The organism is Streptomyces africanus (genome assembly GCF_002150735.1).
GTDB lineage: Bacteria > Actinomycetota > Actinomycetes > Streptomycetales > Streptomycetaceae > Streptomyces > Streptomyces africanus.
Genome location: NZ_MUKA01000334.1, coordinates 1 through 13,838, shown reverse-complemented (window position 1 = coordinate 13,838; position 13,838 = coordinate 1). Strand labels below are relative to the sequence as shown.

11 protein-coding genes, 1 tRNA gene and 1 pseudogene are annotated in these 13,838 nt (G+C 70.1%); 10 read left to right on the top strand and 3 right to left on the bottom strand.

Translation table 11 applies throughout. From position 1 onward, the window contains the following. Window positions 1–15 precede the first annotated feature (15 nt). From CCL05_RS34460 to CCL05_RS34450, 3 genes and pseudogenes are all read left to right on the top strand, one after another. Window positions 16–765, top strand: a pseudogene (locus CCL05_RS34460) (AIM24 family protein); the annotation flags it as partial. Window positions 766–776: 11 nt separating this feature from the next. Continuing rightward, complete coding sequence (locus CCL05_RS34455) at window positions 777–1,457, top strand: AIM24 family protein (RefSeq protein WP_086564579.1); 681 nt, start codon at window positions 777–779, stop codon at window positions 1,455–1,457. Between the two features lie 16 nt (window positions 1,458–1,473). After that, window positions 1,474–2,229, top strand: a complete 756-nt coding sequence (locus CCL05_RS34450; protein WP_086564578.1) for an AIM24 family protein — start codon at window positions 1,474–1,476, stop codon at window positions 2,227–2,229. A gap of 167 nt (window positions 2,230–2,396) precedes the next feature. Here the strand turns inward: CCL05_RS34450 and CCL05_RS34445 are convergent, their stop codons facing one another. Beyond that, window positions 2,397–2,924 (bottom strand): NUDIX hydrolase, encoded by a 528-nt coding sequence (locus CCL05_RS34445; protein WP_086564577.1) that lies wholly within the window; start codon window positions 2,922–2,924, stop codon window positions 2,397–2,399. Further along, on the bottom strand, window positions 2,921–4,387 hold the full coding sequence (locus CCL05_RS34440) for a zinc-dependent metalloprotease (protein ID WP_086564576.1): 1,467 nt from the start codon (window positions 4,385–4,387) through the stop codon (window positions 2,921–2,923). Before CCL05_RS34440 ends, CCL05_RS34445 begins: the two co-directional genes overlap by 4 nt. Before the next feature lie 192 nt (window positions 4,388–4,579). Here CCL05_RS34440 and CCL05_RS34435 point away from each other — a divergent pair, with 192 nt between their 5' ends. From CCL05_RS34435 to CCL05_RS34420, 4 genes are all read left to right on the top strand, one after another. Continuing rightward, entirely contained in the window at window positions 4,580–5,701 is a 1,122-nt protein-coding gene (locus CCL05_RS34435) for an SDR family oxidoreductase (RefSeq protein ID WP_010047640.1), read from the top strand. 154 nt (window positions 5,702–5,855) lie between these two features. After that, the gene (locus CCL05_RS34430; protein WP_086564575.1) at window positions 5,856–6,317 is read left to right on the top strand and encodes a molybdenum cofactor biosynthesis protein MoaE; all 462 of its coding nucleotides are present in this window, start codon (window positions 5,856–5,858) and stop codon (window positions 6,315–6,317) included. 115 nt (window positions 6,318–6,432) lie between these two features. Beyond that, window positions 6,433–6,630, top strand: coding sequence for a hypothetical protein (locus CCL05_RS34425; protein ID WP_086564580.1), 198 nt, complete (start codon window positions 6,433–6,435; stop codon window positions 6,628–6,630). Between the two features lie 69 nt (window positions 6,631–6,699). Continuing rightward, window positions 6,700–7,791 (top strand): YlbL family protein, encoded by a 1,092-nt coding sequence (locus CCL05_RS34420; protein ID WP_086564574.1) that lies wholly within the window; start codon window positions 6,700–6,702, stop codon window positions 7,789–7,791. A gap of 42 nt (window positions 7,792–7,833) precedes the next feature. Here CCL05_RS34420 and CCL05_RS34415 read toward each other — a convergent pair whose 3' ends face one another. Then, a complete protein-coding gene (locus CCL05_RS34415) occupies window positions 7,834–8,376 on the bottom strand; it encodes a PPA1309 family protein (protein WP_086564573.1) in 543 nt (180 codons plus the stop codon). Window positions 8,377–8,539: 163 nt separating this feature from the next. Here CCL05_RS34415 and CCL05_RS34410 point away from each other — a divergent pair, with 163 nt between their 5' ends. From CCL05_RS34410 to CCL05_RS34400, 3 genes are all read left to right on the top strand, one after another. Beyond that, window positions 8,540–11,491 (top strand): UPF0182 family membrane protein, encoded by a 2,952-nt coding sequence (locus CCL05_RS34410; protein ID WP_167409670.1) that lies wholly within the window; start codon window positions 8,540–8,542, stop codon window positions 11,489–11,491. Between the two features lie 56 nt (window positions 11,492–11,547). Beyond that, window positions 11,548–11,621: transfer RNA gene (locus CCL05_RS34405), tRNA-Met, on the top strand. Between the two features lie 233 nt (window positions 11,622–11,854). Next, window positions 11,855–13,678, top strand: coding sequence for a tetratricopeptide repeat protein (locus CCL05_RS34400; RefSeq protein ID WP_208641680.1), 1,824 nt, complete (start codon window positions 11,855–11,857; stop codon window positions 13,676–13,678). The last annotated feature ends 160 nt before the right edge of the window (window positions 13,679–13,838 follow it).

Here is a 13,838-nt window from a genome sequence, read left to right as displayed (position 1 = left end):
CCGTAGGGGGCGTGCCCGGGCTACGGTCAGCAGCCGCCCGGGCACGCCCCCTACGGAGGGGCGCAAGGAGCGCCTCAGGGAATTCCCCAGGGAGCACCGCAGGGTCCCGGTGTCGCCGCCGCGCTCCAGAAGTTCAAGGAGACACCCACCGGGCAGCGCTGGACGCAGCAGAACAAGAAGCTCGTCCGCGTCGACCTCGGCATCGGCGGGCAGCCCGTGCTTGCCCGCCAGGGCAGCATGGTGCTCTACCAGGGCAAGGTCGACTTCAGCTACAAGGGCGCCGGCTTCGCCGGCCGGATCGTGGGCAACGCGACCGGCCAGGAGATGCAGCTGATGCGCTGCACCGGCCAGGGGCAGGTGTTCCTCGCCGAGGACTCCACGATGCTGCACCCCATCGAGCTCCAGGGCGACGGCATCTGCGTCTCCGCCGAGAACGTCCTCGCCTTCGACGAGGGCCTGCAGTACGAGGTGCGTCGCATCGAGGGGCACGGCATCCCCGGGGGCGCGCTGTTCACGATGCAGTTCACAGGCACCGGCACGATCGTCGTGAAGACCCACGGCACGCCCGTGGTCCTGCCGGTCACGCCCACCACGTTCGCCGACTGCAACGCCGTGGTCGCCTGGTCGGCCGCCGCCCAGGTCGTCGTCTCCAGCCAGGTGCGGATGCGCCGCAACGCCTACCCGGGGGACAGCGGAGAGAGCGTCAACCTCCAGTTCCGGGGAGCGCCCGGGAACTTCATCGTCGTCCAGCCGTACGAGGTCTGAGGGAGCCCGTCATGACACAGCAGCTCGCGGGCCACGCCCCCGCACCCGTCACCGCCCGCATGGAGAACCACGGCAACCACATGCTGAAGGTCGCCATGCAGACCGGAAACGACCTCCTCGCACGCGTGGGGTCGATGGTCGCCTACGAGGGCTTCGTGCAGTACGAGCCCAATCCGCCGGCCGTGCGCCAGATCGCCAAGGACTGGATGACCGGCGAGGGCGCGCCCCTGATGAAGTGCTCGGGAGACGGCCTGCTCTACCTCGCCGACTACGGGGCGAACGTCGTCGTGATCAACCTCAACGGCGACGGCATCTCCGTCAACGCCACCAACCTGCTCGCCTTCGACGCCCACCTCACGTGGGGCGTCGAGCGGGTCAAGGGCCTGGCGAAGTTCGCCGGACAGGGCCTGTGGAACACCCGGATCTCCGGGCAGGGCTGGGTCGCGCTGACCTCCCGGGGCAAGCCCATCGTCGTCGACTGCGGAGGCGGCGAGGACGAGACGTACGTCGACCCCGACGCCCTGGTCGCCTGGTCCCCGAACCTCAAGGTGAAGGGCAAGCGCAGCTTCCGGGCACAGTCGCTGATCGGCCGCGGCAGCGGCGAGGCCTACCAGATGGCCTTCTCCGGACAGGGCATCGTCGTCGTCCAGCCCAGCGAGGACAGCACCGACCGCATCCGGGTCCGGGGCTGAGGGGGAACAACACGCCATGCAGAGCCCGATTTTCGCCTACAACGAGCAGCAGACCCAGGACCGCTGGAGTCTGCAGAACAAGCAGATGCTGCGCGTCGCCCTGGAGGGCCACGACGACATCCTGGCCCGCAAGGGCACCATGGTCGCCTACCAGGGCCTCGTCGAGTTCGACGCCGAGTACCAGAGCAACAACCAGGCACGCTCGCGTGCGCACACCGGTGAGGGACTCGACCTGATGCGCTGCCACGGGCAGGGCACCGTCTACCTCGCCAACCTCAAGCAGCACGTCCACGTCATGGAGGTGGAGCAGGACGGCCTCACCGTCGACAGCAGCTATGTGCTGGCGATGGACTCCTCCCTGCACCACGAGGTCATCGCCGTCGACAGCCTCTACGGCATCTCCGGCTCGGGGAAGTACCAGCTCAACATCACCGGCCGGGGCAAGATCGCCCTGATGACCTCGGGCATGCCGCTGCTGATGCAGGTGACGCCCGACAAGTACGTCAACTGCGACGCCGACGCGATCGTCGCCTGGTCGACGAGCCTGCGGGTGCAGATGCAGGCCCAGACGCACTCCTCCGGGGTGTGGCGGCGCCGCGGCAGCACCGGCGAGGGCTGGGAGCTGAGCTTCATGGGCAGCGGCTTCGCGCTCGTCCAGCCCAGCGAGCTGCTGCCGCCGCAGAACGCCCAGATCGGCTCGGGCCTCGCCGCCCAGTACGGCATGGGCCAGCAGGGAGCACGCGGTCAGAACCAGGGCAACGTCTGGAACTGATCGCTCCGCGGGTTGGGCCGATCGGGGCCGGGGACTGTGCGGTCCGGCCCAGGCCGCGGCCCGTCTGTGGCCGGTCGCGCAGTTCCCCGCGCCCCTGAGGGCGCGCAGCGCAGCGTCAGGACCGAATGTAAGGGGCGGCCGCACCAGCGGCCGCCCCTTACACATGCTCAGGCCGCGAGCCTCGCGCGGGTCGCCTCCAGCAGGCGGACGACCGACTCGTCGGCCACCTCCGCCACCTCGTCGTACCCGAACCAGCGCACGTCGAGCGACTCGTCGCTGATCGCGTGTGCGGCGTCCGGGAGCGCCAGGACCGCGTACTGGACGTCGAAGTGGCAGTGGCACGGCGGCGGGATCGGGTGCCGGCCCAGGCGCACCGGGCCGCCCGGCAGCAGCGAGAGCCCCGAGACGCCGGACTCCTCCGTCGCCTCACGCAGGGCCGCGGCCGCGAGGGAGCTGTCGCCCGGCTCGCAGTGGCCGCCCATCTGGAGCCACATCCGCAGCTTTCTGTGCAGGGTCAGCAGGACTCGCCCGGCCTCGGCGTCGATCACCAGGGCGCTCGCCGTGATGTGGCCCGCACGGCAGGCCTTCCAGAGGCCGTCCGGGTGCTGCGCCAGATGGTCGAGGTAGGCCTGGCGCAGGTCCGTCTGGTCCTCGTACTCCTTGAGCACGAGGACCGCGTCGTCGTACAGGCTCACTCGGCGTCGTCGCCCTTGTTCTCGCCCTCGCCCTCGTCCTCGCCCTTCTTGAGGTCCGGCTTCTTCAGGTCGGGCTTGTCCGCCGCCTCCCCGAGCATCTTGTCCAGCTCGGAGAAGTCGATCTGCTCGCGGTGCACGAAGCCGTCCGGGTCGTCCAGGTCGGTGGCCGTCGGCAGCATGTCCGGGTGGTGCCACAGGGCGTCCCGGCCGTCGACACCGCGCGCGTCCGTGAGCGAGGCCCACAGACGGGAGGCGTCACGCAGGCGGCGCGGGCGCAGCTCCAGGCCGATCAGCGTGGCGAACGTCTGCTCGGCCGGCCCGCCCGAGGCGCGGCGGCGGCGCAGCGTCTCGCGCAGGGCGTCGGCCGACGACAGGCGGGGCTTCGCGGCGGCGTGGACCACCGCGTCGACCCAGCCCTCCACGAGCGCCAGAGCCGTCTCCAGACGCGCCAGGGCGGCCTTCTGCTCGGGCGTGTCCTCGGGCTGGAACATGCCCTGCTGGAGGGCCTCCTGGAGCTGCTCGGGATTCTGCGGGTCGAACTGGCCGACGACGTCCTCCAGCTTGGCCGTGTCGACCTTGATCCCGCGGGCGTAGCCGTCGACCGCGCCGAACAGATGCGAGCGCAGCCACGGCACGTGCGCGAAGAGCCGCTGGTGGGCGGCCTCGCGCAGGGCGAGATACAGCCGCACCTCCTCCTGCGGGACGCTCAGGTCCTTGCCGAACGTCTCGATGTTCACCGGCAGCAGCGCGGCCTTGCCGGCCGGGCCCAGCGGAAGGCCGATGTCGGACGAACCGACGACCTCGCCGGCGAGCACGCCTACGGCCTGCCCGATCTGCGTACCGAACATGGCGCCGCCCATCGAGCGCATCATGCCGATCAGCGGGCCGGCCATGGCCTGCATCTCCTCCGGCAGGACGTCGCCCATGGCGGTGCCGACGCGCTCGGCGACCGGGTCGACGAGCTCCTTCCAGGCGGGCAGGGTCGCCTCGACCCACTCGGCGCGGCTCCAGGCCACGGCCGAGCCGGCACCGGACGGCAGCGACGTGGCGTCGTCGAGCCACAGGTCGGCGAGGCGGACGGCCTCCTCGACGGCCCTGCGCTCGGCGGGGCCGACGCTGGTGTCCTTGGTGCCGTCAGGACTGCCCTGGGAGACCGTCTGGCGGGCGATCTGCTTGGCCATGTCCCAGTTCACCGGGCCGCCCTCGTAGGAGAGCATCTGGCCCAGCTGCTGGAACGCGGCGCCCAGGTCGTTGGGGTTCAGGGAGCCGAACATGGCTGCGAACGGATTGTCCGCACCGGGGCCGCCGGGGCCGCCGAATCCTCCGGCTCCGGGCAGGCCGCCGAAACCGAACGGATTGGCCGGTCCCTGACCACCACCGCTCTCCTGGTCCTTCTTCTTGCCCTCGTCGCCGTCGTCCGGCTCCTCCGGCGGAAGGCCGAATCCGAATGGGGTGTCACTCACGGGATTCCTCGGCTGGTAGGGCCGCCGGTTCTTTCCGGCGGCGCGGCTGCCCGACAACACCACCCAGCGTAGACACCTGGGGCGGATCGGGCCTCGGTGCTTCGCCGACTGACAGCCTGCGGCAGGATGGATGCCACCTGGTACGCACGCGTCGCTCGCGCTCGTACTGAAGACAACCGCTGGAGACGCCCGGTGAGTTCCCCAGATCCGCAGGTTCGCGCAGCGCGAAACCAGTCAACCAGTTCCGCGAGCCCCGCGGCGCGCGGACCCGTCGTCGCGGTCACCGGTGCCGCGTACGGCGTCGGCGCCCTGCTCACCGAGCAGCTCGCCGCGTCCGACGAGGTCAAGCAGGTCGTCGCCATCGACGAGCGGCGCGGCGAGTGCGCCGCGGCGCAGTGGCACATCCTGGACGTACGGGATCCGGCCATCGCGGAGAAGCTGCGGGGCGCCGACGTGGTGGTGCACCTGGCGCTGGACCTCGACCTGGAGACCGACGCCGCCGCCCGAACGGCCTACAACGTACGAGGGACGCAGACCGTCCTGACGGCGGCCGCGGCGGCCGGAGTGCACCGGGTCGTGCTGTGCACCTCGGCGATGGTCTACGGGGCGCTGCCGGACAACGAGCTGCCGCTCTCCGAGGACGCGGAGCTGCGGGCCACGGCCGAGGCGACCGGCGTCGGCGACCTGCTGGAGATCGAGCGGCTGGCGCGGCGGGCACCACGGGCACACCCGGGGCTGAACGTCACCGTGGTGCGGCCGGCGATCCTGGTGGGAGGCACGGACACGGCTCTGACCAGGTACTTCGAGTCTCCCCGGCTGCTCGTGGTCGCCGGGTCGCGGCCCGCGTGGCAGTTCTGCCACGTCGAGGACCTGTGCAGCGCGCTGGAGTACGCCGTCCTGGAGAAGGTCGACGGGGAACTGACCGTCGGCTGCGACGGGTGGCTGGAACAGGAGGAGGTCGAGGAGCTCAGCGGCATCCGGCGCATGGAGCTGCCGTCGGCTGTCGCGCTCGGTGCGGCCGCGCGCCTGCACCGCATCGGGCTCACGCCGTCTCCGGCCGGGGACCTGGCGTACACGATGTACCCCTGGGTGGTCAGCGGCAGCCGGCTGCACGACGCCGGGTGGCGGCCGCGGTACACCAACGAGGAGGTGCTGGCGGAGCTCCTGGAGGAGGTCTCCGGCCGGCACACGGTGGCCGGGCGGCGACTGGGCCGCAAGGACGCGACGGCCGCGGGTGCCGCGGGAGCGACGGTGGCGCTGCTGGGCGCGGCCGCGGTGGTGCGGCGGGCGCGCAAGGCCCGGCGGCGTATCTGACCCGCCCGCCGGCGCCGTCTCCCCGGTCCCGCCGTGGGAGAGCCGCCTCTCCGGTCCCGCCGTACGAGAGTCGTAGGAGGGTCCAACGCCCACGCGCGCGTGCCGGTCGATAGCTCTATTCCGCGCTGTCGGTCGCGTACGGCACGATGGAGGCATGGCATCCACGAGTGATCACCCGGGTGAGCAGGCCGCGCAGGATCCGATCAGGCTGGTCGGGATCCGGGACACGGCACTTTCCGTGGACGAGGTGTTCCGGGCCGTCGGGGACGACGCGGCCGGCGGCACCGCGCTCTTCGTGGGCACCGTGCGGAACCACGACGGGGGTGCCGACGTGGCGGAGCTGGGGTATTCCTGCCACCCCAGTGCGGAGGCCGAGATGAGGCGGATCGCCGAGAAGGTCGTCGCGGAGTTCCCGGTGCGGGCGCTGGCGGCCGTGCACCGGGTGGGGGATCTCCGGGTCGGTGACCTCGCCGTGGTCGTCGCCGTCTCGTGCCCGCACAGAGGAGAGGCCTTCGAGGCCTGCCGGAAGCTGATCGACGACCTCAAGCACGAAGTGCCCATCTGGAAGCACCAGAAGTTCTCCGACGGAACGGAGGAGTGGGTCGGCGCCTGCTGAATTCGGGAGGCAGCCTTCCGGTTGCGTAACCGGACCCCTGGCGTGAGCGTTGTCACTGCGGATGGTTAATCTGCTGATCAGTCAGTTGCGGACGCTCAAGGGGTTGGAGGTCGGCATGGCGGCGCTCGCCTGGTTGCTGATTCCGCTTGTGGCTGCGATCGGCGCGGGCCTCTGGGGCAGTTGGGCCAACCGGACCCGCAAGGCCCGTGGGGACGGCCCGGAACTCATCGGTTACGCCCGCTTCCGCGAGGCCATGGAGAAGCCCCGGCCGGGCGCTGAAGGCCAGGGAAAAGAGCAGGTCACAAGCGTGTGAGAGCACAGGGCCGCCCCGGACGGGCGGCCCTGACGGTGCGCTGACAGAACCGTCCCGTACTGTCGAGTCATGCCACGCCGCACCGCGACGATGCTCGCCTCCACCCTGATGCTGATCGCGCTCCTGTGCGCGGGAGTGTTCATCCCCGTGCCGTATTCGGAGATGTCCCCGGGGCCGACGGTGAACACGCTGGGCGATCACGGCGGAGAGCCGGTGCTCCAGATTTCCGGGCGGAAGACGTATGCGACCAGTGGCCATCTGAACATGACGACGGTCCGGGTCACCAGCGCCGACTACCGGATGAACCTGGTCGAGGCCGTCTACGGCTGGCTCGCGCACGACAACAAGGTGGTGCAGCACGAGACGCTCTACCCGGACGGCAAGACCGAGGAGCAGTCCACGCAGGAGAACGCCGAGGAGTTCAGCCAGTCCCAGGAGAGCGCCAAGGTCGCCGCGCTGAAGGAACTCGACGTTCCGGTGAAGTCGTGGGTCATCGTCTCGACGGTCGTCAAGGGATCCCCGGCCGAGGGCAAGCTGCACGCCGGGGACGTGATCAAGGCCGTCGACGGTACGGCGGTGAAGGAGCCGACCGACGTCGCGAAGCTCGTCACGAAGCACAAGCCGGGCCAGGACGTCCGCTTCACGATCGTGCCCGCCAAGGAGCAGGCCGCCGCGGAGAAGGAGAAGCGGACGCCGACGAAGACACAGGACATCACCATCACCACGACGACGTCGGACGACGCCGGTGAGAAGCGGGCCATCGTGGGGATCTCCGCGGGGACCGACCACACCTTCCCGTTCACCATCGACATCAAGCTGGCCGATGTCGGCGGGCCGAGCGCCGGTCTGATGTTCGCGCTCGGCATCTACGACAAGCTCACGCCGGGCAGCCTGACCGGGGGCAGGTTCGTGGCCGGTACGGGGACGATCGACGACGAGGGCAAGGTCGGTCCGATCGGCGGCATCGAGATGAAGACCGTGGGTGCGCGGGCCAAGGGCGCGCAGTACTTCCTGACGCCCGCGGACAACTGCGCGGCCGCCGCCAAGGACACCCCCGAGGGCCTCACCCTCATCAAGGTGAAGACCATCGAGGACGCCCTCGGCGCCCTCAAGGACGTCCGCAGCGGCGACACCGCCGATCTGCCGAAGTGCGGTAAGTAGCCCGCCGGGCCGGAAGACCGGCCCGGACCGCGCAGCCGCCGGCTACTCCTCGAACGTCGCCGCCAGTGCCTCCGCCAGACCCGGCACGAGATCGGATCCGGTGAGGACCTCCGTCGGGGAGTCCTTCTCGCGCAGGCGCAGGGCCGACTCGCGCGTGCCGTCGCGCAGGACCCCGACCGTCATACGGACCTCCTGACGGTCCGGGTGGTCCGCCACCCACTTCGTCAGCGCGGCCTCGTCCAGACCCTGCGGAACCTGGGCCTCCGCGGACGGCGGCAGCATCAGGCGCTCCACGGCGAGAGCGCAGCCGGCCACCGCGTCGGGCCAGGCGATGGTGGCCAGGAACTCGTCGAGCGGCTTGCCCGTTGGAACTTCGTCCTGCTCGATCGGGGTGAGGCCGGGGTTCTCCGACGCGTCGTCCAGACCGAGCCGGTCCGCGAGCGAGGGCTGTTCGGCCCGGAGCCGGGCGGTGTCGACGAGTGCGAAGAGGCGGGCGGACTGGTCCCAGCCGAGGCCGGAGACGTACTCGTCGATCTCGAGTACGGCCCGGGTGAGCGGGCTCGCCGCCATGGGAGTGTTGGACATGGTCACAATCCTGCCTCGTTCCCGGCCGGAATCGGGAACCGAGTAAACGGTGAGTAAGTTGCATAGGTGGGGGCCCGCGATCACGGGGGCCACGGACGGTCCGTGAAGACGCGGGCCTTACGAATCAACAGCGAACTTCGAGGTGCGCACCTTGGCTTTCCAGATGCCGGACCGCGGCGGAGGCCCGACAGGGCCGCGGATCAGAGTGGGCCGCCCGTCCCGGCGTGTCCGGACCCTGCTCATGACACTGGGCGTCCTGGCCGTCCTCGGCATGGTGTTCACCATGTTCGCGGGCTTTTGGACGGACTGGCTCTGGTACCGGTCGGTGAACTACTCGTCGGTCTTCACCACCACGCTGTGGACCAAGATCGGGCTCTTCTTCGTCTTCGGCCTGCTCATGGCGCTCGCGGTCGGAGTCAATATCTGGCTGGCGCACCGGCTGCGGCCGCCGCTGAGCGCCATGTCCATGGAGCAGCAGAACCTCGACCGCTACCGGATGGGCATCGCGCCCTACAAGAAGTGGCTGCTGATCGGGATCACGGCCCTGGTGGGCCTGATCGCCGGAGCCTCCGCGTCCGGCCAGTGGCGCACGTGGCTGATGTGGGTCAACGGCGTGCCCTTCGGCCAGAAGGACCCCCAGTTCAAGCTGGACGTCTCCTTCTACGCCTTCGACCTGCCCTGGTACCGCTTCCTGCTCGGCTTCGGCTTCGCCGCCGCGATCCTGTCCGTGATCGCCGCCGCGCTCACGCACTACCTGTACGGCGGCCTGCGCGTCACCAGCCCCGGCGCCCGCGCCACGGCGGCGGCCACCGGGCACCTGTCGGTGCTCATCGGCGTCTTCGTGGCGCTGAAGGCGGTCGCCTACTGGCTCGACCGGTACGGACTCGCCGTGAAGTCCAGCGACTTCAGGGCGACCGACAACTGGACGGGCCTGAGGTACGTCGACGCCAACGCCTACCTGCCGGCCAAGACGATCCTGTTCTGCATCGCCGTCATCTGCGCTCTGCTGTTCTTCGCCACCTTGTGGCGGCGCACCTGGCAGCTGCCCGTGATCGGCTTCGGCCTGATGGTGCTCTCCGCGATCCTCATCGGCGGCCTCTACCCGGCGATCGTGCAGAAGTTCCAGGTCCAGCCGAACGAGCAGGCCAAGGAAGCGCCGTACGTCGAGAAGAACCTCGAGGCGACGCGCAAGGCCTACGGCATCGACGGCACGAAGGTCACCGACTACTCGGGCACGAGCAAGACCGAGGACAAGACCACGCTCCGCGACGACGTCGGCTCCACGGCGAGCATCCGGATCATGGACCCGAACATCGTCTCGCCGACGTTCCAGCAGCTCCAGCAGATCAGGAACTACTACGCGTTCCCGAACAACCTGGACGTCGACCGCTACGCCAAGGACGGCAAGGACCAGGACACCGTCATCGGCCTGCGTGAGCTGAACCTGGCGGGCATCCCGAAGAAGAACTGGATCAACAACCACTTCCGTTACACCCACGGTTACGGAGTGGTCGCCGCCGAGGGCACCAGCGCCGACGCCCAGGGCCGTCCGAACTTCACGGAGTCCGACCTGCCCTCCGAGGGCGACCTCGGCACGTACGAGCAGCGGGTCTACTACGGCGAGAAGACCACCACGTACTCGATCGTCGGCGGTCCCCAGAAGGAGATCGACTACTCCGACGACAACGGCGAGAAGACCACCAGCTACAAGGGCGACAGCGGGGTCAACCTCTCCAACCCGGTCAACCGGGCCGCGTACGCGGTGGCGTTCGGCGAGCCGCAGATCCTGTACTCCGGCGCCATCGGCGACGGTTCGCGGATCCTGTACAACCGCACGCCCAAGGAGCGCGTCGAGGCGGTCGCCCCCTGGCTGACCATCGACGGCGACGCCTACCCGGCGGTGGTGAACGGCCATATCGAGTGGATCGTCGACGCGTACACGACGACGAACGGATACCCGTACTCCTCGCGTACGACCCTCGGTGACACCACGGCCGACTCGCTGACCGCGGCCAACGACAACCGCGCGGTGGTGGCCCAGCAGAACCAGGTCAACTACATCCGCAACTCGGTGAAGGCGACCGTCGACGCGTACACCGGCGAGGTCAAGCTCTACCAGTGGGACACCAAGGACCCGGTCCTGAAGACCTGGATGAAGGCCTTCCCGGACACGGTGAAGCCCAAGGGCGACATCTCCAAGGACCTGATGGACCACCTGCGTTATCCGCAGGACCTGTTCAAGGTCCAGCGGGAGCTGCTCACGCGCTACCACGTGAAGGACGCCACGACGTTCCTCAGCGGCAGCGAGGTGTGGCAGGTGCCGGACGACCCGACGAACCGGTCGGGCAACGCGGTGCCGCCGTACTACCTGAGCATGAAGATGCCCGACCAGAAGGCACAGGCGTTCTCGCTGACGACGACCTTCACGCCCAACGGCCGGGACAACCTCAGCGCGTTCATGGCGGTCGACGCCGAGGCGGGCGCCAGTGACTACGGCAAGATCAGAATCCTGAAACTGCCGACGAACACGACGGTCAACGGGCCCAAACAGGTCCAGAGCCAGTTCAACTCCCAAGAGGACATCGCCGAGTCCATCAGGCTCCTGAGAGGCGGCGACTCCGAAGTCGAGTACGGCAACCTCCTGACGGTGCCGCTCGACGGCGGACTGCTCTACGTAGAGCCGGTCTACGTACGCGGTGGTGGACTGAAGTACCCGCTGCTGCGCAAGGTGCTGGTCACCTATGGAGGCCAGACCGCCTTCGAGAACACGCTCGACGATGCCCTCAACAAGATCTTCGGAACTGAGGGGCAGGCCCCCCGGCCACCGGACGAGGGCGACACCACGACGCCACCGCCGACGTCCGAGAACCCGACGGTCCAACAGGCCCTGGAGGACGCCCAGAAGGCGTTCGACGCGGGCCAGGAGGCCCTGAAGGACAACGACTGGGAGGCGTACGGCCGAGCGCAGAAGGATCTGGAGGACGCTCTGAAGCGGGCCGAGGACGCGCAGTCCGAAGCCGGCCGCGGTGGCGCCGAGAGCAAGCCCAGCGCCAGTCCGAGTGCCAAGCCGAGCGCCAAGCCGAGCGGCAGCCCGACCCCGAAGCCGAGCAGTTAGGGCCTGGCCTGGTCAAATGCCCACCCCGCGCCGTGATACGGTTGTGAACACAACGGCGCGGGGTGGAGCAGCTCGGTAGCTCGCTGGGCTCATAACCCAGAGGTCGCAGGTTCAAATCCTGTCCCCGCTACTGAATCGCGAAGTCCGAGTGACGGAGCGACCACGAAGGCCCGGATTCCACAACGGAATCCGGGCCTTCGTGATGTGTGAACGCATGTGCTGGTGCAGGCTGCGGCCGTGCCGCCGGGGGGAGTTGGGAGATCTGTGTTTGACTTGTCTCTCTGTGGGCATGTCGACAAAACGCTGTAGTGACCTCACTGGCTGCGGTATACCAGGTGTACCCAGGTTGCAGGTGGTGCGACGATGGACGTTATGGGGGACAAGGCAACTCTGTTCGAGACAGGGCGTTTTGTGCAGCCTTCCAGCCGGGAGGACACCGACACCCCGGACGAGACCGGGGAAATCGCCGACGAGGCGGCCGAGGAGCTGCGTCAGCGGCTCGCTGCCGAGGCCGGCGACGTCGAGGCGATGAGTGTTCTCGGGGCCATGCTGCTGCGCCGTGGTGATCTCGACGGTGCCGAACCCCATCTGCGTGCCGCCACCGCCGCGGGCGACCGGGCCGCCGCCAACAACCTCGGAGTCCTTCTCCACCAGCGCGGATACGCCGACGAGGCCGCCGGCTGGTGGCGGATCGCCGCCGTCGCCGGATCAGCCGCGGCCGCGCACGCCCTCGGACGGCACCACCGCGAGCGCGGCGACGAACCCGCCGCCGAGTACTGGCTGCGCCAGTCCGCGGAACAGGGGCACACCCTGGGCGCCTACGCCCTCGCCGACCTGCTGGAGCACCGCGGTGACGCCGGAGCCGAGAAGTGGCTGCGAGTCGCCGCCGAGCGCGGGCACCGTGAGGCGGCGTACCGTCTGGCCCGGAGGCTGGACCGGAAGGCGGCGCGGGACACCGACGGCGACAGCGGTGTCCAGGTGCCGGACGAGGTCGAGCAGTGGTACCGACAGGCCGCCGCGCGCGGCCACCGGCGGGCCGCGCTCCATCTCGGGACCATCCTGGAGAAGCGCGGCGAGCTCAAGGAGGCCGGACGCTGGTACCTGACGTCCGCCAAGGACGGCGAGGCGCGGGCCGCCTGCGCGCTCGGATTCCTGCTGCGCGACGCGGGCGACACCGAGAACGCCGCCGTGTGGTGGCTGCGGGCCGCCCAGGACGGCGACGGCAACGCGGCGAACGCGCTGGGAGCGCTGCACGCCGAGCGGGGCGAGACCCAGACCGCCGAGCGGTGGTACCGGGCCGCGATGGACGCGGGCGATGTGAACGGCGCCTACAACCTGGGGCTGCTCTGCGCCGAGCAGGGGCGCACCGCGCAGGCCGAGCAGTGGTACCGGCGCGCGGCCTATGCCGGGCACCGGGAAGCCGCGAACGCGCTGGCGATCCTGCTGCTGCGGGCCGGGGACGAGACCGGCGCCGAGCCGTGGTTCTCCAAGGCTGCGGAGGCCGGGAGCGTGGACGCCGCCTTCAACCTGGGCATCCTGCATGCCGGCCGGGGCGAGGAGCAGGCCGCGCTGCGCTGGTACGAGCGTGCCGCGGCCGCCGGGCACACCGAGGCGGCGCTCCAGGTCGGCATGGCCCGGCTGCGGGACGGCGACGAGCAGGAGGCCGAGCGGCATCTGCGGTGTGCGGCCGGGGGCGGGAGCGCCGAGGCCGCGTACCGGCTGGCGACGGTGCTCGACGCGCGCCGGCCGCCGGAGCCCGCGCACGAGCTCGGAGAGCCGGTGCACCGGCGGAGCGAGTGCGAGGAGTGGTACGAGAGAGCGGCCTCGCAGGGGCACCGGCGGGCGCAGGTGCGGGTGGGCATGCTCGCCGCCGCCCGGGGGGACGTCGTCGAGGCGGCTCGGTGGTACCGGGAGGCGGCCGAGGCCGGGTCCCGCAACGGGGCGTTCAATCTCGGGCTGCTGCTGGCCCGGGAGGGGAGCGAGCCCGAGGCGGCGGTGTGGTGGACCCGGGCGGCTGACGCCGGGCACGGGCGGGCGGCGTTGCGGCTGGCCCTGGTCTACGCGCGTCGGGGGGAGCTGGCGGAAGGGCAGCGGTGGGCTGATCGGGCGGTGTCCCTGGGGCCGGAGTCTGTGGCGGAGCGGGCGGCTCGGTTGCGGGATGCGCTCAGGCAGGAGCTGTCGGCCTGATGCCGGGGTTCGTGACTGTGGGCTGCTCGGTGCTCGGCGTTGTGGCTGGAGTCGGGTGGGTGCGCAGCCCGGCGGAGCGGGGTGCCGCTGCGTAAGCGATTTGCATCCGTGCTCCGCGGTGACGTAACGTTGCATTCACCGACGCGGGGTGGAGCAGCTC

Bases quoted from the DNA above. Each gene is read 5' to 3' on its own strand.
- CCL05_RS34455 (WP_086564579.1), top strand. From the start codon at position 777: ATGACACAGCAGCTCGCGGGCCACGCCCCCGCACCCGTCACCGCCCGC.
- CCL05_RS34450 (WP_086564578.1), top strand. From the start codon at position 1,474: ATGCAGAGCCCGATTTTCGCCTACAACGAGCAGCAGACCCAGGACCGC.
- CCL05_RS34430 (WP_086564575.1), top strand. From the start codon at position 5,856: ATGGCATCCACGAGTGATCACCCGGGTGAGCAGGCCGCGCAGGATCCG.
- CCL05_RS34425 (WP_086564580.1), top strand. From the start codon at position 6,433: ATGGCGGCGCTCGCCTGGTTGCTGATTCCGCTTGTGGCTGCGATCGGC.
- CCL05_RS34420 (WP_086564574.1), top strand. From the start codon at position 6,700: ATGCCACGCCGCACCGCGACGATGCTCGCCTCCACCCTGATGCTGATC.
- CCL05_RS34415 (WP_086564573.1), bottom strand. From the start codon at position 8,376: ATGTCCAACACTCCCATGGCGGCGAGCCCGCTCACCCGGGCCGTACTC.
- CCL05_RS34410 (WP_167409670.1), top strand. From the start codon at position 8,540: ATGCCGGACCGCGGCGGAGGCCCGACAGGGCCGCGGATCAGAGTGGGC.
- CCL05_RS34400 (WP_208641680.1), top strand. From the start codon at position 11,855: ATGGACGTTATGGGGGACAAGGCAACTCTGTTCGAGACAGGGCGTTTT.